This window comes from Sedimenticola hydrogenitrophicus, from assembly GCF_029017505.1.
Taxonomy (GTDB): domain Bacteria; phylum Pseudomonadota; class Gammaproteobacteria; order Chromatiales; family Chromatiaceae; genus Sedimenticola; species Sedimenticola hydrogenitrophicus_A.
In genome coordinates this window covers 48,977-70,409 of the sequence record NZ_JAQGEI010000001.1, presented here as the reverse complement: position 1 = coordinate 70,409, position 21,433 = coordinate 48,977, and the positions used below count along the sequence as shown (strand labels likewise).

At 62.6% G+C, this 21,433-nt stretch carries 16 protein-coding genes; 6 read left to right on the top strand and 10 right to left on the bottom strand.

Annotation, left to right across the window (positions count from 1 at the left end; translation table 11 throughout):
* The first annotated feature begins 18 nt into the window (after positions 1-18).
* The 5 genes from O9K64_RS00275 (at position 19) to O9K64_RS00255 (ending at position 5,671) form a co-directional block, all read left to right on the top strand.
* The gene (locus O9K64_RS00275) at positions 19-1,770 is read left to right on the top strand and encodes a putative bifunctional diguanylate cyclase/phosphodiesterase (RefSeq protein ID WP_275096063.1); all 1,752 of its coding nucleotides are present in this window, start codon (positions 19-21) and stop codon (positions 1,768-1,770) included.
* A gap of 249 nt (positions 1,771-2,019) precedes the next feature.
* Positions 2,020-3,597, top strand: a complete 1,578-nt coding sequence (locus O9K64_RS00270; protein WP_275096062.1) for a PAS domain-containing sensor histidine kinase — start codon at positions 2,020-2,022, stop codon at positions 3,595-3,597.
* A gap of 1 nt (position 3,598) precedes the next feature.
* On the top strand, positions 3,599-3,973 hold the full coding sequence (locus O9K64_RS00265) for a response regulator (RefSeq protein ID WP_275096061.1): 375 nt from the start codon (positions 3,599-3,601) through the stop codon (positions 3,971-3,973).
* Positions 3,970-5,166, top strand: a complete 1,197-nt coding sequence (locus tag O9K64_RS00260) for a SpoIIE family protein phosphatase (protein WP_275096060.1) — start codon at positions 3,970-3,972, stop codon at positions 5,164-5,166. Before O9K64_RS00265 ends, O9K64_RS00260 begins: the two co-directional genes overlap by 4 nt.
* A 1-nt stretch (position 5,167) precedes the next feature.
* The gene (locus O9K64_RS00255; RefSeq protein ID WP_275096059.1) at positions 5,168-5,671 is read left to right on the top strand and encodes an STAS domain-containing protein; all 504 of its coding nucleotides are present in this window, start codon (positions 5,168-5,170) and stop codon (positions 5,669-5,671) included.
* Between the two features lie 500 nt (positions 5,672-6,171).
* On the opposite strand, the gene O9K64_RS00250 is transcribed toward O9K64_RS00255, so the two are convergent.
* The 5 genes from O9K64_RS00250 to O9K64_RS00230 all read right to left on the bottom strand — a co-directional run bounded on the left by O9K64_RS00250 (position 6,172) and on the right by O9K64_RS00230 (position 13,195).
* Positions 6,172-6,642, bottom strand: coding sequence for a rhodanese-like domain-containing protein (locus O9K64_RS00250; protein WP_275096058.1), 471 nt, complete (start codon positions 6,640-6,642; stop codon positions 6,172-6,174).
* 258 nt (positions 6,643-6,900) lie between these two features.
* Entirely contained in the window at positions 6,901-7,548 is a 648-nt protein-coding gene (locus tag O9K64_RS00245; protein ID WP_275096057.1) for a response regulator, read from the bottom strand.
* The gene (locus tag O9K64_RS00240) at positions 7,548-9,191 is read right to left on the bottom strand and encodes an ATP-binding protein (RefSeq protein ID WP_275096056.1); all 1,644 of its coding nucleotides are present in this window, start codon (positions 9,189-9,191) and stop codon (positions 7,548-7,550) included. Before O9K64_RS00240 ends, O9K64_RS00245 begins: the two co-directional genes overlap by 1 nt.
* A gap of 596 nt (positions 9,192-9,787) precedes the next feature.
* Positions 9,788-10,978: a rhodanese gene (cca, locus tag O9K64_RS00235; RefSeq protein ID WP_275096055.1), complete on the bottom strand. Its 1,191-nt coding sequence runs from the start codon at positions 10,976-10,978 to the stop codon at positions 9,788-9,790.
* Positions 10,979-11,386: 408 nt separating this feature from the next.
* Positions 11,387-13,195, bottom strand: coding sequence for an ABCB family ABC transporter ATP-binding protein/permease (locus tag O9K64_RS00230; RefSeq protein ID WP_275096054.1), 1,809 nt, complete (start codon positions 13,193-13,195; stop codon positions 11,387-11,389).
* 55 nt (positions 13,196-13,250) lie between these two features.
* On the opposite strand from O9K64_RS00230, the gene O9K64_RS00225 reads away from it, so the two are divergent.
* A complete protein-coding gene (locus O9K64_RS00225) occupies positions 13,251-13,592 on the top strand; it encodes a S24 family peptidase (protein WP_275096053.1) in 342 nt (113 codons plus the stop codon).
* A gap of 97 nt (positions 13,593-13,689) precedes the next feature.
* Here the strand turns inward: O9K64_RS00225 and O9K64_RS00220 are convergent, their stop codons facing one another.
* The 5 genes from O9K64_RS00220 to O9K64_RS00200 form a co-directional block, all read right to left on the bottom strand.
* Positions 13,690-14,436 (bottom strand): ParA family protein, encoded by a 747-nt coding sequence (locus O9K64_RS00220; RefSeq protein ID WP_275096052.1) that lies wholly within the window; start codon positions 14,434-14,436, stop codon positions 13,690-13,692.
* Positions 14,433-16,043 carry a CHAD domain-containing protein gene (locus O9K64_RS00215; protein WP_275096050.1) on the bottom strand — a complete coding sequence of 537 codons (1,611 nt, stop codon included), beginning with the start codon at positions 16,041-16,043 and terminating at the stop codon, positions 14,433-14,435. Before O9K64_RS00215 ends, O9K64_RS00220 begins: the two co-directional genes overlap by 4 nt.
* A gap of 181 nt (positions 16,044-16,224) precedes the next feature.
* Positions 16,225-18,318: a putative bifunctional diguanylate cyclase/phosphodiesterase gene (locus tag O9K64_RS00210; protein ID WP_275096049.1), complete on the bottom strand. Its 2,094-nt coding sequence runs from the start codon at positions 18,316-18,318 to the stop codon at positions 16,225-16,227.
* 21 nt (positions 18,319-18,339) lie between these two features.
* On the bottom strand, positions 18,340-18,777 hold the full coding sequence (locus O9K64_RS00205) for a response regulator (protein ID WP_275096048.1): 438 nt from the start codon (positions 18,775-18,777) through the stop codon (positions 18,340-18,342).
* Positions 18,774-21,278 carry a PAS domain S-box protein gene (locus O9K64_RS00200; protein ID WP_275096047.1) on the bottom strand — a complete coding sequence of 835 codons (2,505 nt, stop codon included), beginning with the start codon at positions 21,276-21,278 and terminating at the stop codon, positions 18,774-18,776. The genes O9K64_RS00205 and O9K64_RS00200 overlap by 4 nt, the downstream gene beginning before the upstream one ends.
* Between the last annotated feature and the right edge of the window lie 155 nt (positions 21,279-21,433).

Genomic DNA, 21,433 nt, shown 5'->3' with positions numbered 1-21,433 from the left:
TTTACAGGAGCAAGGATAATGGACAGGATACCTTTGCAGGCTCTGATTATTGAGGATGTCGAGGACGATGCTCAGCTGTTGCTGCGGGAGTTGCGCCGCAACGGCTACGAGCCGGACTATGTCTGCGTCGACACCGAAGAGGCCCTGGCAGAGGCACTGCAGAACCCCTGGCAGATCGTGTTTTCAGACTTTACGATGCCCACCTTCGATGGTATCAAGGCGCTGCGACTGGTACGCCAGAAGGATCCGGATGTACCCTTTATTTTCGTCTCCGGTACCCTCGGCGAGGAGAGTGCGGTCGAGGCCGTCAAGTCGGGCGCCCAGGACTACATCCTCAAGGGTAACCTGCGCCGGTTGTCGGCCACGGTGCCCCGCGAGTTGCGGGAGTCGGAAACGCGGCGTCAGCGGCGTCTGGCCGAAAGACGCCTCCACTTCCTGGCCAATTATGACGAACTCACCGCCCTGCCGAATCATGCCCTGTTCGACAGGCGTCTCGACCAGTCGATCGAGCAGGCCCGGCGGGCAGGACAGATGGTCGGGCTGGTGCACCTTAACCTGGTTCGCTTTCGCGATATCAACAGCAGCCTGGGCCAGGACGCCGGCGATCAACTGCTGAAGAAGATTGCCCGGCGTCTGGTCAGGTGTGTCAAGCCGGACGACGTGGTCGCACGACTGGCCGGCGACGAGTTTGTCCTGATCCTGCCGAGTCTGGCGCTGAAAAGCGACCTGGTGCGGAGCATCGGCAAACTGCAGAGGACGCTCGCCAAGCCTGTCACCCTTAGCGGCTATGCGCTGCAGGTCCATGCCAGTATCGGTGTCAGTGTTTTTCCGGACGACGGCAAGGACGCGGAAGAGCTGCAACGCAATGTAGCCATGGCGATGCACAGGGTCAAAAAGGAGGGCAAGGGTGGCTGCCGGTTCTTCAAACCCGAGATCCGCGAGCAGTTGCATCAGCGCCTGAGCCTGGAACGGGATCTGGGGCAGGCGGTGAAAGGCCAGCGATTCTCGCTCCACTACCAGCCCCAGGTCGAGCTGTCCAGCGGCCGTGTTGTTGCGGTCGAGGCACTGTTGCGCTGGACGCATCCAGACCGGGGGCCGATCTCGCCGGCCACTTTTATTCCGATAGCCGAAGAGACCGGACAGATTCTGCCGATCGGGCAGTGGGTGCTGGCAGAGGCGTGTCAACAGGTCAGTCACTGGCAGGCGACCGGCATATCACCGACACCGCGGATGGCCGTGAACCTCTCGGCCTTTCAGTTCCACCAGCACAACCTGGTGGAGATCGTCAGCCGCATCATCGAAAATCATCAGCTGGATCCCGAGCAGCTGGAGATCGAAATTACCGAGACGGCGCTGATGCAGGATCCGGATACGGCCCTGGAGATGTTGAAAAAGCTGCGCGACCTTGGGCTTTCGATCTCGCTGGACGATTTCGGCACCGGCTATTCGAGCCTGAGCTATCTTAAGCGGTTTCCGGTGAACGTGCTGAAGATCGATAAAACCTTTGTCGACGATCTGCCCAACGACCTTGACGACGCGGCGATTATCCGGGCCATTATCGCGATGGCGGAGCGACTGCGGCTCCATGTCGTGGCCGAAGGCGTCGAAACCCGGGAACAGCTCGAATTCCTGCACAACGAGGGCTGCGAACGGGTGCAGGGCTATTATTTCCAACGGCCGGTGCCGGCGGACAATATCACCCCGCTGCTGACGCTGCCGCCGCCCTTTGCCTCCCTGCTGCCCGGCTTTCCAGGACACCCGTCACTCTAACCTCGAATATTCCCCGCTAAATCAACCCGAGTTGCTATGGCCGCTTCGTACGCTTTAAGGCCAACCGTCAGGTGATTAGCATCACGGCACAGTTAATCGAATGCCGGCCCCCGGGATTGCGGTTCTGGTTGGCGGTTTATATCCGAACCATTACCCGACAAATTTAGTCAACTATACTAAGATTTGCCCGCAGAGGGCGGGAGGGGGATAGGTTATTGGGTCCAAACGGGCTGGGACACGAGCGTAACGATGGATACCTCAGTAAACCAAGCACAGCGGGTTCGTTTCTGGAGTGCCGATCCCAGGGTACGGGAAATAGTCAACAACGTCGCCGATGCGGTTATCGCCATCGATATCCACGGCAACATCGAGATGTTCAATCCGGTTGCCGAGCGCCTGTTCGGCTATCCGGCGGAAGAGGTGATGGGGCGCAATATCAAGCTGTTGGCGGCACCGGCCTACAGCCGGCATCACGACGAATATATCGCCCGTTACCTGGAGACCGAAGAGCCCCATATCATCGGCAGCGGCCGTGAGGTGGAGGGACGGCGCAAGGACGGTACCGTTTTCCCCATCTACCTCTCAGTGGGAGAGGTCAAGGTGGCGGAGTTCCATGGCTTTATCGGCATCATCCATGACCTGACGGTACAGAAAGAGGCGGAAAAGGCCCTGCGCAACGCCCGGGCCTCTCTCCAGGACATCATCGACTCCATGCCATCGATCCTGGTCGGCGTGGATGAGCAGGGCATTATTACCCACTGGAACCGCTCCGCCGCGGCGGAGCGGAATATGGACATCAGGGAGGGCATCGGCCAACCCCTGGTCAAGCTCTTCCCCTTTCTGGAGCGTCAACTGGGGGATATCAGCAGCGCCATTCGCGAACGCCATCCGGTGCGCAAGGAACGCCTCCCTCTGCAAAGCGGTAGCGGCACCCGTTTTATCGACCTGGTGGTCTATCCGCTCAGTTCTGCCGATGGCCTGGGTGGAGTGGTCCGTATCGATGATGTTACCGAACGAGTCCGCATCGAGGAGATGATGATCCAGACGGAGAAGATGATGTCGGTGGGGGGCCTGGCCGCAGGCATGGCCCACGAGATCAACAACCCCCTTGGCATCATCGCCCAGAGCTGCCAAAACCTGGTGCGCCGGCTCTCCGACGAGATCCCGAAGAACCGGGAGGTGGCCGATAATCTGGGCTTGGATCTGGACACAATGCGCCGCTATATGACCGAGCGCGGACTCTTTCAGTTTATCGCCGGCATGCAGGAGGCTACCGAGCGGGCGGGACGAATCGTCACCGAGATGCTCGCTTATAGCCGGCGCAGCACCTCGAGTTTCGTCCCAACCTCCTTGTGCGAACTGGTGGAGACCGTGCTGCACCTCGCCAGCCACGACTATGACGTCAAGAAAAACTACGACTTCCGGCGCATCAGCATCGAGCGCGACTACGATATCCGCTCCGACGTGATCTTCTGCGAAGCCATGGCCATCGAACAGGTGCTGCTCAACCTGCTGAAAAATGCCGCCCAGGCGATGGCCGGCAATCCACAGCAGACCGCTCCGGCTATCACCCTGCGGCTGCGTGAGGAGGAACAGTGGCTACGCCTGGAGGTGATCGACAACGGACCGGGGATGTCGGCGGAGGTCCGTCACCGTCTGTTCGAACCGTTTTTCACCACCAAGCCGGTCGGCATGGGGACAGGTCTTGGACTCGCGGTGGCCTACTTCATCGTCACCGAGCAACACCATGGCCGATTGGAGGTGGATTCCATTCCGGGCAAGGGCTCAAAGTTCACCCTGCGGCTACCTCGGCACGAGGAGCATTGAGATGGCATCGGTCCTGATTGTCGACGATGAGGAGCTGATCAGTAGCAATATGGCGGCCTATCTGGAGGATGAAGGGCTGGAGGTCGATGTCGCCAATTCGGCGGAGGATGCGTTGCGATTGGTGGAGGCAGGACTGAGTGTGCAGGTATGCATCATGGATATGCGCCTGCCCGGCATGAACGGCAACGAGGCCTGTCAGGCGCTGCACCGGCAGGACCCCGGGATCCGCTTCCTGCTCCATACCGGGTCACCCAACTATGTCATATCCCCCGAGCTCAGCGCCATCGGTATCACGCCGGATCATCTGTACCGTAAACCGATCATGGACATGGCCGAATTTACTGCAACCGTGCACGCGCTCTGCGCCGGCCGATGAGCAATCTCGCCCCGACAGTTGCGGAGACCCGGATCCTGGTAGTGGATGACGAGAGCATGATCCGCTACAACATCGCCGGCTATCTGGAAGATTCCGGTTATTCGGTGTTCGAGGCGGAGGACGGGCTGCAGGCGATCGAGGCGGTAAAGCGGCAACGGCCTGATCTGGTATTGAGCGATCTACGCATGCCGGGTCTCGATGGACTGGAGGTGATCGGGCAGCTGCACCACTCCCATCCTGAACTGCCGATCATCGCCGTCTCCGGTACGGGGGTGCTGGGAGATGCGGTGGACGCGCTGCGCGCCGGGGCCTGGGATTTTGTCGTCAAGCCGATCCAGGACATGGCGGTACTCGAACATGCCGTCACCGCCGCCCTGGGAAAGGCGCAATTGATCCGCGATAACCACCGTTACCAACAGGATCTGGAACAGGCCAACCACCGTCTGCAGGAGAGCCTGCAGCAGATGCGCGACGATGCCGATGCGGGACGTCGCATCCAGCTGCAGATCATGCCCGAGCAGGCGATCGACCTCGGCCCCTATCGATTGAGCCACAGCCTCCTGCCGTCAATGGTATTGAGCGGTGATTTCGTCGACTACTTCAGTATCGATCGCGGCCACTTTGGCTGCTATCTTGCCGACGTATCCGGCCACGGCGTCTCCTCCGCCTTCATTACGGTGCTCCTCAAGAGTTACGTCAACCGTCAACTCGAACGGCTGCACAAGGACAATGACCAAACCGTGCTGGAACCCGACCGGCTGCTCACACGCCTCAACCAGACCCTGCTGTCGGACCAACTGGAGAAATACCTGACGATCTTCTATGCGGTCATCGACACCGGGCATAACCGGATCAAATTCAGCATTGGCGGACACTTTCCCAGCCCCATGCTGTTCGACGGCACCCAGGCAGTTTTTCTCCCGGGACGAGGCCCACCCGTCGGGCTCTTTGCGGGAGCCGGTTATGCTGCAGATACCCTGGACCTGCCGGAGCATTTCGCCCTTGCCGCCTTTTCCGACGGCATCCTCGAGGTGCTGCCTCAGCCGACCCTGGTGGAGAAGAAACAGCACCTGCTCGACGCCCTGAACCATTTCGACCCCGGCGCCCGAAATCTGATCGAGCGCCTGGGATTGAGAGAGGGTCAAAGCTACCCCGACGACATCACACTGCTGCTGCTGACACGGGACGGTTAGAATGAATAAGAATTCTGCACGCTATGCCAAAGATGGCGACACTTTGATCCTACAGCTCTCCGGTGACGTCCGTCACCCTTTGGCGCCCGCCATCGATGCCCTGCTCAACAACACCTTCGCCGACAGCAGGCTGACCCGTTACCTGATCGACCTCAATCAGGCCGAAACCATCGACAGCACCTGTCTCGGCATCCTGGCAGGTATTGCCAATCACCTGGCGCAGCGGGGAGAAGGCAAGCCGGTGATCGTCTCGTCCAACCCGGATATCACCGAGCTACTGCGGGTAGTTTGCTTCGATCAGCAGTTCCATATCCTGAGCGGCGACAGTATCGAGACCGCCGAACTGGAAGCCTTGGAGACCCTGGCCGTGGACGAGCGCGAAATGCTGGAACTGGTCCTCTCCGCCCATCGCCGCCTATGCGCCATCGACGAACGCAACCAAACGGTATTCCAGGATCTGGTCACGGCATTGGAGGCCGAACAACGCCAGGGGAAGGACGGCTAGCCGGCGATGAGAGGATCGGTGAAGCGCAACGTAGCCTATTGATCGGAACCGATGGGTTACGTCGTTCCTCCTTCATAACCGTGGTCTGTCCCGAATGGCACTTACTTAAGGCGAATTGCAGGATTTTCGTCATTCCATCCTTAGGTCCGTAACCGGTGCGTTCCTGCACCACTTCTCCGGCTCAGACCGGACAAAAGCGCGAAGCGCGTTGAACGACTGAAAGTCGGCCCGAAGGGTGAGCGAAGCGAATAATCCAGGAATACGGCCACCATTAAGCAGTCTGGATGCCATCCTTAGGTCCGTAAACGGTGCATGGCATCCTCGGCTCCGTAAACGGTACATCCCTGTACCACTCCTCCTGCACCACTCCTCCGGCCTGCGCCGGGATGACGGTGGTTCTTGGCTTAAGTAAGTGCCATTCTGGTCTGTCCCCTATTGCTCCCCCCTATTGCTCCCAAGGGTACGGAGTGAACCCGGCGCCCTGCACACGGACAGTGGGTTCAGCCCCCGACCGGCCGCCTCTGCTCCGGCCTCAGCTTGGTGGTGAAGTAGTCGTCGCCGTCGTCCACGTCCACCGGCTGTTCGTTGGCGTCCACCAGCGGCTGTTCGTAGTCGTTCCAGCCGCGCAGGCCGGTCTTCAGCGAGGCGACGTTTTCGAAGCCGAGTACCTGCAGGGAGTTGGCGGCCAGCACGCTGCGGTAGCCGGAGCGGCAGACCACCACGATCTCGCACTCGCGTGCGCGCACCAGTTCCGGCTCGGTCTCTTCGTAGTCCCATTCGCAGGCCGATTCGAGGATGCCGCGCGGCACGTTCATGGAGCCGGGGATGTGCATGGCGGCGAACTCTTCCGGCTCGCGCACGTCGACTATCAGCAGATCGGGATTGGCCAGCTGGCGCTCCTCCAGATCCCACGGCATGATCTCTTTTACATCCGTCAGACAGCTGCGGATCAGTTCAATAAATCGCATCATAGGGATAAGTCCTGTGACTACCTTGGTTTATCGTTGATGAGGGGTAACTACTCACCCAGTCTGTAAGTGATTGGCCTGCTTTGTTGGCCGATCTTGATGGCGCCTCGAATCCGGCTCCTTTTTCAGATTCAAGCCTGCCCTTGTTTGAGCGAAGCGAGTTTGGGCAGGCGCTGAAAAAGGGGCCGGATTCGAGGACACAAGCCATCACGTGAGGCCGGCAAGGCAGGCCAATCACCCCGTGAGTAGTTACGATGAGGGTTACTGTTCACGGGAGCAGAGCGCCTGTTCGACGGCGATCACCGCCGCCTCGACCCGCGAGTGCACATTGAGTTTGCGCAGGATGGATTTGACGTGCAGCTTGACGGTGCCGTCGGAGATGCCCAGGTTGCGCGCGATCACCTTGTTGCTCTGGCCATCCGCCAGCAGGCAGAGGATCTCCGCCTCGCGCGGGGTGAGGTCGGCAAAGACATCCCGGGCGGTGCTGGCCTGGCCCTCGCCCTGCACCGCCTTGGCGAGGATGCCGGTCAGCTCCTGGGCGACGATGGTGGCGCCGCCAACGATGGCGTGCAGGGCATTGACCAGGTCGTCCGGCTCCATGTCCTTGAGCAGATAACCCTGGGAGCCCCCCTGCAGGGAGTTGATCACGTCGCTCTCCTCGCGGCTGGTGGTGAGCATGGCGATCGGCATGGTCAGCCCCTGCTCGCGCAGCACCCGCAGCACCTCGATGCCGTTCATCTCCGGCATGCGCATATCCAGCAGCACCACGTCGGGCCGTTCGCGCGCGGCCATTTCGATCCCCTCCCGGCAATTGCCGAAGGCACCGATCACGTTGATGCCGCGGCGCTGCAACAGCTCCTGGAGGCCGATACGAAACAGCGCGTGGTCATCGATTAACAGGATACGCATCAGCCGCTCTCTTTCTGCTCGCTTTTGCGGGCGCTCAGGCCCGGGCTATAGGTCAGTTCAACCCGGGTACCTTCACCCGGTTCACTCTCGATCCTGATCTCGGCCCCCACCCGCCGGGCCCGCTCCTCCATGATCGAGAGGCCGATATGTTCCCCCGGATTGCCGTGTGGCCGGACGTTGTCGAAGCCGACGCCGTCGTCCTCCACCAGCAAGCGGTATTCGCCGTCGGCGTTGCAAGTGAGCAGCACGCGCACGGTATGCGCCTTGGCATGCTTGCGGATGTTGGCCAGGCTCTCCTGTACGATGCGCAGCAGCTGCATCTCCTCGCTGGCCCCCATATTGACCTGGCGACAGCCGCACTGGAAGAAGATGGGGATCCCGGTGTCCTGGCGGAAGCGCTGGGTCATCTTCTCCAGCGCCAGGATCAGGCCGCGCTGGTCCACCGGGGCGAGGAAGTTGTTGAGCAGTTCCCGCAGCTCGGTATGCGCCTCGTCCAGCCCGTTCTTGATCCGCTCCAGCTCGTTGCGGGCCAGGGAGTTGTCGCCCGGCTCCTGCTCCAGGGTCTCGTCCAGCATGCGCACCTGGAAGCGCAGGCTGGCCAGGGTCTGGGCCAGGGAGTCGTGCAGTTCATGGGCCAGGGCGGTGCGCTCCTCGATAATGGAGAGGCGCCGCGCCTCCTCGTCCGAGCGGTGCTTGGCGATGGCGATGCCCAGGTGGCTGCCGATGGTATAGAGCAGGTCGTAGGTCTCCTCGCGCCCCTCCAGTCCCGACTTTTTGATCAGCAGGCGATAGAGCCCCAGCACATCGCCATGGAATTTCAGCGGGATGGTGATCTGCTCCAGCTCGTCGCTGCCGTACATGTGCCGGCCGTTGCGCCTGGAGCAGGCGACCGCATCGTGTTCACAGAGCACGTCGCCACTGGAGAGCGTCTTGCCGCACTGGCACAGCGGCACCGGCAGCTGCTCGCTCTCGGTCAGGATCCGGTCATCCGGGCCGATGCTGCCGACCAGGCGCATCAGCCCCTGCGCGGTGGTCAGCTGGACCGTGGCCGCGACGCCATGGGCCATCTCCTTGAGCACCCGCAGAAAACGCAGCAGCAGCTCGTCCATGTCATCGACCTGATTGATGCTGGCCGCCACATCGTAGAGCGCCTTGAGTCCGGTGGTCTGCTGGGCCAGGCGGCGGGTCTGCCGCGCCACCCGGTTGTCCATGTCCTCGTAGAGGTCGATCAGCTCGCTGCTGAGGCTGTCCAGATCCCTGGCCAGCGGCCCCAGCACCCCCACGTCATCGATCAGCAGCGAGGTCCAGGGCTCGCCCTGGCAGACATCCCCCACCGCGCGCTCCAGCTGCACCAACGGCGCCAGCAGGCGGTTACGCAGGCGGTTGACGCCGACAATGAAGGCGGCGATCGCCACCAGGATGGTGGCGAGAAACAGCACACCGATCGGGTCCGGCGCCGTGCCGCGGATGAACCAGAGCACCAGCAGCAGACTGAACAGCAGCGCCGAGGCGAGGGTGATGAGCGGGCCGATCAGGCGGGCGGCCACCAGCACCTGCAGATAGGGGTAGCGGCCGACCACGTTCATCAGCGGGCCGCCGGCCTCGGGCGCAGGGGAACGAGGCGTCTTCTCATCGTTCGTCATGGCCGTAGTCATTTTTCACCTTGTGTGGATGCGAACCGGGTTGCTCAGCACTCAGTATTCGAAGTTGCTAATTTAGCATGATTTTCCGTGGTGGAGGAAACTGGCCATCGGCGCATCATCCCGACTAGCCCAGTTGAACCGCGCATGCGATAAAAAATACGAAAAAATCCACTAGGCAAAGCCACTTCCGGCTCACGCCCCCAACGCGATCGTTACGGACCTGGATCCAGAACGGGCTTTCTGCTGTCATTGAGAGGAGCCGTAGGGTGGATAAGCGACAGCGCATCCACCACGCCCATGGTGAGGAGTGGTACAAGGATGTACCGATTACGGACCTGAGGATGGCATGCGCCTACCGGCTTATCCACCCTACGATTGCTGGGGATGGAGATGATCACCACAGGTAGTGATACTTCACTCAACCGAATACCCCAGTAACCTTATTCGCGTTCATTTGCGTACATTCGCGGCACATATTTCTCCCGGTAGGGCTGAGTCAGATGGGTTCTCATAAGGAATTCAGTAGTCATAGGGCGGGCCGTGCCCGCCACCACAACCACGCACTGTTTCACGGCGCCCACGGGGCGCCCTATCGCCTACCCACAGGTATGATTTATATACTTAACCTCGTCAGCAACCGCCGCGATGGCGCGGATCTGCCGTTCGCGCAGCACCCGGCCCAGATCCGCCCCCTGCAACCCCTCTTCGCTGAGGCGGGCAGGGGAGATCGAGGCCATGGCGCGCCCGGCCTCGGCCAGCCAGGCGGCCAGCTGCTCCGGCGGCGCGGGCCAGACCACGCCGCACAGCAGCAGCAGCCGATGGAAGCGCTCCGGCTGCTGCTGTGCCCGCCCGCGGATCAGCAGATCGAGGGTGGCCGCGGCCTCCTGTCGCACGGTGCCCGGATAGAAGCGGGCCACCCCCTGCAACTGGGCCAGCAGGTCCAGATACTCCCGCTCCACCGGCAGCGCCGCCTTGAGCCAGCTGGCCCGGGCGAGCCCTTGGCACAGGCTATGAAACAGCGCGGCGAAGCATACCTGCGGATCGGCCCCGGCCGCCACCGCGCGCTTCAGCGCCCGGATCGGCTCACAGTCCGGCTGCTCGCCGTGGGCGGCATCGCTTGCTTCCGATTCGGCCGTCGCCTCGGTCATCGCTTCGGCCAGGGGCGGCAACAGCGACGCCAGCGCCCCGCAGCGCTGCAGGGTCTCGAAAAAGCGCCACGGCTCCGGCTCCGGCAGGGCCCGTTTCAGCTCCTGCCAGACCCGCTCCGGCTTGAGCGCCGCCAGCTCTTCGCCGGTCGCCATCTGTTTCATCAGGCTGAAGGTGTCGTGGGCCAGGGAGAAGCCGTGTTTGGACAGACGGGCGATGAAGCGCGCCGCGCGCAGCAGCCGCACCGGGTCCTCGCTGAAGGCGGGGGTGATGTGGCGCAGTCGGCGCTGTGCCAGATCGTCCAGGCCGCCCACCCGATCGATCACCTCGCCGGCCTCATTCTCCACCAGGGCGTTGATGGTGAAGTCGCGCCGCTGCAGGTCCTCCTCCAGGGTGACATCCGGGCCGTATTCGACGCTGAACCCCTTGTAGCCGGGCCCGGTCTTGGCCTCGCGCCGCGCCAGGGCGTACTCCTCGCCCGTCTCGGGATGCAGGAACACCGGAAACTGTCCATCGGCACGCACAAAGCCCCGCTCCACCATCTCCGCCTCGCTGCCCCCCACCACCAGCCAGTCGCGGTCCTTGACCGGGATGTCCAGCAGCCGGTCGCGTACCGCGCCGCCTACCAAGTATATATTCATCCTGAAAACCTCATTGTATCTCTTAGGGATTGGTAACTATTCAGCCCTAGCTAGAACGGGGTGTTTGTGGAAAGAGCCTCTATGGCAGGGATGCCATAGTGGAGCCTACAGGGATTGTGCAATTACATAAACCAAGGCCGCCTCTGAAATTCCAGAACCAGGCATCTCCCATCCTTGTATGCAGTCCGCCCCAGGGCAGGCACGGGGGCCTGCCCCTACGAATGGCGTTGCCCCTCAGGTGTTCACCGTCCCCGTAGGGGCAACCCCCCGTGGTTGCCCGAAACCTCCGGTTGCACCGACCCAGGGTAGACACGGAACCTGCCCCTACGAACGGTTTTGGAGCTCACCACAGGTTAGGGAGATAGAAATTATAAATCTACCGTTTTCGCGGAGTCGAGGAATTCAGATTTATACCGCCTGCTCCACTTGCATCTTGCGCTCCTCCTGCTGCAGTTGCCACATCTCGCTGTACACCCCGGCCTTGGCCAGCAGCTGGCGGTGGCTGCCGCGTTCGATAATCCGTCCCTGGTCCATCACCAGGATCTGGTCGGCGTCCACCACGGTGGAGAGGCGGTGGGCAATCACCAGGGTGGTGTGATCCTCCGCCACCTCACGCATGGTCTCCAGGATCGCCTGCTCGGTCTGGGTGTCCAGGGACGAGGTCGCCTCGTCAAAAATCAGGATTCGCGGCCGCTTGAGGATCGCCCGGGCGATGGCGATGCGCTGCTTCTCGCCGCCGGAGAGCTTCAGCCCGCGCTCCCCCACCAGGGTCTGGTAGCCGTGCGGCAGGGACTCGATAAACTGGCGGATATGGGCCATGCCGGCGGCCGCCTCGATCTCCTCCCGGGTCGAATCCGGGCGGCCGTAGGCGAGGTTGTAATAGATGGTGTCGTTGAACAGCACCGTATCCTGGGGCACCACGCCGATCGCCTCGCGCAGGCTCTCCTGGGTCACTTCGCGTACATCCTGACCGTCCACCAGCACCGCGCCGCCGGTCACGTCGTAGAAGCGGAACAGCAGCCGCGACAGGGTCGATTTGCCGGCGCCGCTGTGGCCCACCACCGCCAGCTTCTGGCCGGGGCGGATGGTGAAATCCACATCGCGCAGGATCTCCCGTTCCGGCTGGTAGGAGAAGCAGACGTGCTGGAAGCGCACCTCGCCCCGGCTCAGCCGCAGGGTCGGTGCGTCCGCGCGGTCCTGGATCTCCGGCTCCAGTTCCATCAGCTTGAAGATCAGGTCCATGTCCGCCAGGGAGTACTTGATCTGCCGGTATACCATGCCGAGAAAATTGAGTGGGATGAACAGTTGCAGCAGGAAGGCGTTGACCAGCACCAGGTCGCCGATGGACATGCTGCCGTCCACCACCCCGCCGGCGGCGAAGAACATGATGGCGGTGACGCCGAGACCGATGATCCCGCCCTGCCCAAAATTGAGCAGGGACATGGAGCTCTGGCTCTTCACCGCCGCCTCTTCCCATCCGTCCAGGGTGCCGTCAAAGCGCTCCAGCTCGAGCCGCTCGTTGCCGAAGTACTTGACCGTCTCGTAGTTGATCAGGCTGTCCACCGCGCGCGCATTGGACTGGGACTCCAGCCGGTTCATGGTATGGCGGTAATCCATGCGCCACTCGGTCACGGCAAAGGTAAAGACGATGTAGACCGCGACGGTACCGAAGGTGACCAGGGTGAAGATCGGGTCGTAGTGGGTGAGCAGGATCACCGCCACCAGGGCGAACTCGACCACCATCGGGATGATGCTGAACACCATGTAGTTGAGGATGGAGCTGACACTGCGGGTGCCGCGATCCAGATCCCGGCTGATGGCGCCGGTCTGGCGTCCCAGATGAAAACTGAGGGAGAGCCGGTGCAGGTGGGTCAGCACCTCGGTCGCCAGCCGGCGCATGGCGTGATAGCGTACCCGGGCGAATATCACGTCGCGCAACTCGTTGAACAGGGTACTGCTGACCCGCAGGGCGCCGTAGCCGATCAGCAGGGCCACCGGCAGGACCAGCAGGGTCTCCTGGCCGCGATCCATACCGTCGACAATCCCCTTGAGCACCACGGGAATGCCGACATTGGCCACCTTGGCCAACACCAGACAGCCCAGGGCCAGCAGGGCGCGCCAGCGGTAACCCCAAAGATAGGGAAGCATATTCCTGATGTTTTTCCAGTCGCGCCGGTCACTGTGGGGACGCGCCTGGGCTTGACGAGTGTGTGTCATATAGAGAGACTGTTTAATAATTTACTAATACAGCAGAATTCCTGAGCCAACCGATATGACACAAGATTGCAGTTACAACGAACTTTACGCCCTGCAGGTGCTGGATGACAGCATGGAGCCGGAATTTCCGCTCAACTGCATCATCGTCATCGAGCCCTCCGAGGTGTGCGCCAGCGGTGCCTACGTCATCATCAGCGTGGATGGCGAGCGGCTGTTCCGCCAATGGGTCCGCGATGCGTCGGGCCAGGTGCGGCTGGTGGCGCTCAACCCGGCATACCCGGGCCTGCCCCTGGACGGCACCCATCATAAGGTCGAGGGGGTAATTGTCCAGCGCAATATCCGCCGCAAGGTCAAGCATTATAAACCCTACGAAGAGAACCACGGCCTGGTGAACTGATAACCTTCCGGCGGAGCCATCCGGCCGGGACGGCGATCCGTGGGATGGGATCTGTTCCTCACCCCAACGATCCTTCGGTCCTGTTGCGAACACCCAATCAGCCCGCAAGCGCCGCCTCCAGCTCCCGCCACAGCGCCTCGTAGGCGATGCCGGCGGCGCTGCGCGGGGCGAAGCTCCCCAGCGGGGCGCGGAAAAAGCCCATGCGTTCCACATCGCTGGCATAGGGGATGTGGGCATCCAGGAGTTCCGGAAAACGCGCCGGCAGCTGCTCGATCAGATCCCGGTGCATGCGCTTGCGCCGGTCGACCATGGAGAAGAACGGCATCCGCTTCACCTCGCCCACCTGGTGACCCTCCAGAAACGCCACCAGCTGTTCATAGGTGCGCAGCGACAGGGTGGTGGGAATGGTCGGCACCAGCAGGGCATCGGCCGCGCGGAAGATGTTCTCCGAGACCAGCGAGATGCTCGGCGGACAGTCCAGGTAGATCCGGTCGTACTCCTCGGAGAGCGGCCGCAACAGCCGCAGCAGCTGTTTCACCGGACCCTTGGCCTCACCCAGCACCAGGTCCATGTTGCGGTAGGAGAAATCGGCCGGTAGCAGGTCCAGGTTGTCGAAATCGCTCCCCTTGATCAGCCCGTCCAGGTCCCGCTTGCCCTTGATCATCTTGCGGCCGCCCCCCTTGACGCGCGGCTTGATGCGGAAGTAGTAGCTGGCCGCGCCCTGCGGATCGAGATCCCAGACCAGGGTGCGCAGCCCGGCGCGGGCCGACAGGTAGGCGAGATTCACCGCGGAGGCGGTCTTGCCCACCCCGCCCTTGATGTTGTAGACGCCGATAATCCTCATGCCGCCCCCCCGGACTCGGCGCGCTTTTTCCCCGCCTTGCCGAACAGCTGCTCAAAGGTGGCCAATTGCTCCGCATCGGCAAACCGGGCGAAGCGCTCGGCGAAGGCCAGCCGGCTCTCCTGTTGCCGCCGGAGCAGGCCATCCACCAGCATGCCCATCGCCAGCAGGGTATCGGCGGGCACCTCGCCCTCGGCCACCATCTGGTGGGCAAACTCGCGCAGCTTGTCGGCCTGCACCTCCAGGTCCTGGAACTCGCCCAGGTTGTCCAGCAGCCCCTTCAGGCGCTTGATCAGCGGCTTCACCTGGTCCGCGGGATAGAGGCTCTGGAAGAACTCCAGCAGGTAGCGCAGTTTCTTGCAGCGCTTTCGCAGCCCGTGCAGCGCCTCCGGCGGGGAGCGGGGATTGATCGCCAGGCCCTCCTTCAACACCTTGCCGAAGGTGCGATGGATGCGCTTGCCCGCCAGCTTGGCGATCGGCTTGCCGACCAGGGGCGCGGCCTGTTCCAGACTGGGCTCCGCGCCGGGCGTTGCCTGCAGGAAGGCGCGCCACTCCTTGATCAGGCGGTGGAAATGGGGCGAGTTGAGCTTGCGCACCATGGCCTGGTGCTCGGCCTGCTGATGGCGGACGAGAAATGCGTGCAGCGGCTCCAGGTCGTGGCGGAACGGCTCCGGCAGACTGTTGCGGTACTCGTCGAAACCGAGCAGGTAGACATCCAGGTCGCGGCTTGGGCCGGTCAGCTGGCCCAGCCAGGCGAAGCGCTCCTTGAACGCCTCCACCTCCGCCTCGGGGAACACCCCACTGATCTGGCTGAGCGCCGAGCGGGTGCGCCGCACCGCCACCCGCAGGTCATGCAGGAACTCCGAATCCAGGTCGGCCCGGGTACCCGGCAGATTGGCCTCCAGGGTCTCCAGCAGGGTAAGGTGAATCTGCCGGGCCACCTCCCCCGCCGGCATTCGCGGCTGCAATTCGATATCCAGCTTGGAGCTGTAATCCAGTGGCTGCCGGTCGATGGCCGCCAGGCCCAGGACAATCAGCGGCTCGCGCTGCGGTTGCAGTTCGAGGGTGTCGGCGAGAAACCGGCCGAGCTGAGTGAGCGGCTTGGCATAGCCGCGCACCGGCAACAGCCGGACCAGGGCGGCCATCGGCCGGTACTCGCCGCGTCCGGGCGGTCGGGCGGCGTGCTCCTGCAGGGTGACCCTGACTACCGTCTTGCGCTCGTCATCCAGGACGCTGAGCAGTCGCTCGCGGCAGCGGACCTCCACCTGGGGTAGCAGGCTGCGCATCTGCAGCGCGGCGGCCAGCCGGTCACGCAACAGTCCGGGCGGATACGCCTGGTAAAACCCTTCGACCGGACCCTCCAGACGTATCGTCTCGCAAGCCGCGCCGTCATCCAGCTTGCGCAGGGTCAGCTCATGCCGGCCCTGTCCCTGCACTTCGTCCAGCTGCAGGCCGGCCTGGAACAGGCGCCAGTCGAAACTGTCATGGAGGGTGTGGCGCACACTCTGTTCCGGCTCACTGGTCAATTGAAACCGTGAGGAGAGGGCCGTCATCACCTCACCGATCGACCCTGCATCCCGCAGCTGATACTGGAGCTCTGGTGCCTTCATGTGGTTGTATCCTGCCCTCAGGGCTCGCGGTAGGGTCCGCTCAGGGGCTAGATACTAATCAAGCGGGCATAAAAATACCATTACAGTTGCCGGGACGGGTTTCAAGCGCCGGCGCAGCGGCCCAACCCACCCCGCCGGGCAGCGGAAAATGGCCCGGCCACGGGGCGGGTACCCCGGCGGCTCACCAGTGCCATACCTTCGGCAACAGTCCAATCAGCGCCGCGTCGGTCACCGGCTTGCTCAGGTAGTATCCCTGCACCAGGTCGCAATCGCAGGCGCGCAGGAATTCCAGTTGCTCCAGGGTTTCGACGCCTTCGGCGACGATCTCCAGGCCCAGCTTGCGCGCCAGCGAGATGCTCGCCTCGACAATCGCCTCATCGCCCAGGTCCCGGCCCAGATCCGCCACGAAGGTCTGGTCGATCTTCAACACGTCGACCGGGAACCGCTTCAGGTAGGCCAGGGAGGAGTAGCCGGTGCCGAAATCATCGATGGCGGTGCGCACCCCCAGGGTATGCAGCGCCTTCAGGATCTCCGCCGCACCGGGCGGGTCGCGCATCACCATGTTCTCGGTGATCTCCAGCTCCAGTTTTCCGGCCGGCATCTGCTCCTCCTCCAGGGCGCGACGCACCTTGTCCAGCAGGTCCCGGTCGTTGAACTGGATGGCCGAGACATTGATCGAGATGCGTGGCCCGTCAAACCCCGCCTCGCGCCACTGGCGATGCAACCGGCAGGCCTGCCGCAGCACCCATTCGCCGACCGGAATGATAAGTCCCGATGTTTCCAGCAGGGGGACAAAGTCGGCCGGCGACACCAGCCCGCGCCGCGGATGCTGCCAGCGGATCAATCCTTCGATGCCCACAATCTGGCCGCTGCGCAGACTCACCTGGGGCTGACAGTGCAGGCGGAACTGCTCCTGCGCCAGCGCCTGGCGCAGATCGCTCTCCATGGCCAGGTATTCGTGGCCGCGGGCGTTCATGCGCGGCGCATAGAAACGGTACTGGTTGAGTCCCGAAGACTTGGACTGGTACATGGCCGTGTCGGCGTGGCGTAACAGATCCTCCACGCTCTCCCCGTCATGCGGGTAGAGGGCGATGCCGGTACTGAAGGTGACGTACACCTTATGCAGGCCGATGTTCACCGGGCTCTCGAAGGCCGCATGCAGCTTGCTCAGGACCAGCACCGTGTTGTCGACGCCCGACAGGTCATCCACCATAATGGTGAACTCATCCCCCCCATGCCGCGCCACCGTATCGTTGGGCCGCAGGCAGCTGGTCAGCCGCTGCGCCACCTGCTGCAGCAGCGTGTCTCCCGCGGCATGCCCCAGGGTGTCGTTGATGCGCTTGAAATTGTCCAGATCCAGGAACAGCACCGCTACGCAGCTGTCGTGGCGCCGGGCCCGTTCCAGCGCCGAGGTCATACGATCGATGAGGAAGTAGCGGTTCGGCAGACTGGTCAGCGCGTCATGGGTGGCGCGATGCTGCAGCTCCGCCTCGAAGCGTTTCCGTTCCGATATGTCCCTGGCGATAATCGACAGATCCTCCAGCTCCCCCTGCGGGTTGTGGCGCGCCAGTACCACCAGCGACACCGGTAGTTCATCGCCTTCGGCGATCTGCAATACGGTCTCCCCGCTCCACGAGTGATGCTCACGCACATAAGGGATCACATCGACCAGCAGCTGTTGGGCCATATCCTCCGGGAAGATATCCTGCATGCTGCGCCCCTCGATCTGCTGCTGGGTATCCAGCCCCAACAGCCGGCGGCCGGCGCCGTTGAGATAGCGCAGCCTGCCGTCCGGCGCATGGATGGCGACCAGGTCCGGGGTCGCCTCCAGGACCGCGGCCAGCCGGTTGCGCGCCGCTTCGGCCTGGCGCCGTTCGCGGCGCGTTCTGGCGTCCCGCAGTTCGCGCTCGACGCTCGGCAGCAGCCGCGCCAACTGTCCCTTCATGACGAAGTCTTGGGCGCCCCGCTTCATCGCCTCCACCGCCGTCGCTTCGCCGATGGTGCCGGAGACGAAGATGAACGGGATATCCGGATCATGCCGACGCACCAGCTCCAGGGCGCGGGTACCGCTGAAATTGGGCATGGAAAAATCGGAAAAGATAATGTCCCAGGGGGATTGCAGCGCCGCTGTCAGGGCCGCTTCCGAGTCCACATATTCCCAGTCGAACGTAAGCCCGCCGGCCTGGAGAGAATCCGCCAGCAGCAAGGCATCGTCCTCCACGTCCTCAATGATCAGTACGTGCAGAAGGGGGGTGGGGGTTTCGGATCGCGTCATGGGTGATCTCCATTTCCGGCATCAATCAGGCGGGGCCTGATTGAGCAACAGCCAGTACAGTCCCAACTGTCCGGCCGCCCTGACAAATTCATCAAAATCCACTGGCTTGCGGACATAGCTGTTGGCGCCCAGGCTATAACCCTTGAGTCGGTCCTCGTCCTCGTTGGAAGAGGTCAGGATGACCACCGGCAGCAGTTGAGTACGTGCATCCGCGCGGATGCGCCGCAGCACTTCCAGGCCATCGATCTTGGGTAGCTTCAGATCCAGCAGCACCACCGCCGGCAGATCGCTAACCTCGCGCCCGCTGTAAATCCCGTTCGCGAACAGATAGTCCAACGCCTCGACACCGTTGCGCGCCACCACCACCCGGTTGCCGACGTGGTTGGCGGCCAGCGCATCGAGTGTCAGCAGCTCATCATCCGGATTGTCTTCCACCAGCAGAATCACCTTGTCGCTCATGTCGCGCTCCTTGTCCGATCGATAGTGAAATAGAAAGTCGCCCCCTCGCCGACATTGCCTTCGGCCCAGATGCGCCCGCCGTGCTTATGGATGATCCGCTGCACCGTCGCCAGGCCGATACCGGTGCCGGGAAACTCACCGCTGTCATGCAGCCGCTGGAAGGCGCCGAACAGTTTGTCGACATAGGCCATATCGAAACCGGCCCCGTTATCCCGGACATGGAAGACACAGGCGCCATCCTCGCCGGCACTGCCGCCGACCTCGATCAGCGCCTCCGCGCGCTGGCCGGTGAATTTCCAGGCATTGCCCAACAGGTTATCCATCACCACGCGCAACAGCCGGACATCACCCTGGACATACAGATCCGGCTGAACCGTGAGGCGGACCCGGCGCTGCGGTTCCGCCTGGTGCAACTCCTCCAGCACCTTGCTGGCCAGCCGGGTCAGGTCCACCAGTTCCTGTTTGAGTTCGGTACGGCTGACCCGGGACAACTTGAGCAGATCATCGATCAGTGCCGCCATGCGCTGGGCCGCGGCCCGTACCCTTTTCAACCGGTCCTGGGCCCGCTCATCCAGCGACCCGGCATAGTCACTCAGCAGGGTGCTGCTGAAACCGTCAATGGCCCGCAGCGGCGCACGCAGGTCGTGAGAGACGGAATAGGAGAAGGCCTCCAGTTCCCGGTTGGTGGACTCCAGCGCCGTGGTCCTGGCACGTAACACCTCATTCAGCTGCTGGATCTGCAGGTCACTCTCCTTGCGTTCACTGATATCCTCTATGACACCGTCAAAATAGATCCGGCCGGTGAAATCCTGCTTCTTTACCGCCGTTATCGCCGCATAAAAGTTCTTTCCCCGCAACGTCTTCATGTGGTGTTCTTCACCGTTCACACGGCCTTGCCGGTGGAGTCGGTCGCTGAATGCCCGCTGTCGGGCACGGTCACAAAACAGATCCCCCAGGGCGCAGTTCATCAACTCATCCGGGAACTCGGCCTCAAACATCTCCAGCATGGCCTGGTTCACCTCGAGAAAGCAGCCTGACTCATCCCCGCTGCTGCGATACACCCCCACCGGCAGGTTGTTCACCAGCTCCCGATAGCGTGCCTCGATCAGGTGCTGCGCCTCCTCGGCCCGCTTGCGTGACGTGATATCGCGAATGATGCCGGTCACCAGCAGCCCGCCGGCGGATTTCAGTGGACTCAGACTGATCTCCACCGGAAACTCGGTGCCATTCTTGCGGCGACCGAACAATTCAACGCCGGCCCCCATGGGCCTGACCACCGGTTTTTCCGAATAGTCCTGCCGATAAACCGTATGGCGGCCGCGAAAGCGTTCCGGGATCAGCTGTTCAACCGGTTGCCCGATCAGCTCATCGCGGCTGTAACCGAACCACTTCTCGGCCTGGTTATTGATCAGATTGATCTGCCCTGCCCGATCGATGATCACGATAGCGTCGGGCGCGGAATCCAACAGCCCGCGGAAACGCGCCTCGCTGTCACTGATCCCGGCCACGGCAAGTCGCCGCTGCAGGTCTTTGCGCACAATGACGCCACCCACCAGGGCCAGCAGCAGCGTCAGTATCAGGAACACCAGCAGGTAGTTGTGGCTGCGCCCGGCCAGCTCGCCGGCGACCACCGCCCGCGGCAGGCGGCTGACCAGATACCAGCGTTCCGCGTTCAAGCCGAGGGGCAGGGTCTCCGGTTCCAGCCGCCGGTAGCTGAAAATCCCGTCATCGTGCGTCAGCTGATCCTGCACCCGGCCACCCTGCATCGCCGACCAGATCTCCGCGTATTCGCTGGCGAAGCTGAGCGACCGACGATCGGGATACATGAAACCCCACTCCTGCCGCGGCGTCGGGCCCAGCAGCCAGTATCCGTCCGCGTTAAGCAGCCACGGATGATTGCCGGAGCTGGTGGTGACCTTGCGCAGCCGGTCGAGCAGCCGCCGCCCCAGATAGTTCAGCATGATCAGTCCGCGCGGCTTGCCCGTCTGGTCGAACACCGGCGTGCCGAAGCGGATCATCGGCTTGAGCGGTCGCTCGATCCTGGCGTGCTCGATATTGAGATCGAAGGGCGAGACGTAGATCCCGCCCTTGTCCAGGGCCAGGGTTCGCCGGACATAGTAGCGGTCCGCCTTGTCCTGCAGTTGCTCGGGCGGGGTAGTCCGGGGAATGCCTCCATTCCAGTCGACACGGACCCGTTCCCGACCCACCTCATCGAGGAACCGGGCCTGGTCATACAGACCGCGATGCCGGGTAAAGGTGAGCAGGTCCTCGCCGAGGCGGGCCTGCGCCGCGGGATCGCCGGTTTCAAGCCACTGCTGCAGCGACGACTGTTCGGCCAGATAGAGGGCATCGCCGCGAACCCGATCCAGTTCCGCCTCTATCAGCTGGACCGCCAGTTGAATCACATGTTGCTCATCGGCGCGCGCGATCTGCCGTATCCCGCTGGCCTCGGCGTTGAACAGCAACCACAGCACCACCGCCAGCACCAGTGACAACGGCACCAATATACCCAGCAGTCTGTATACGAAGCGCCAATTCCACATGACCAATACGTTAATCCAGCACCTGCCCGGATCATCTCGATCCGATCATCAATCCTTCGAAACAAGTGACCCAAATAGCCCCATTTGCCGCTATTTCAGAGGTTTCCACCCGG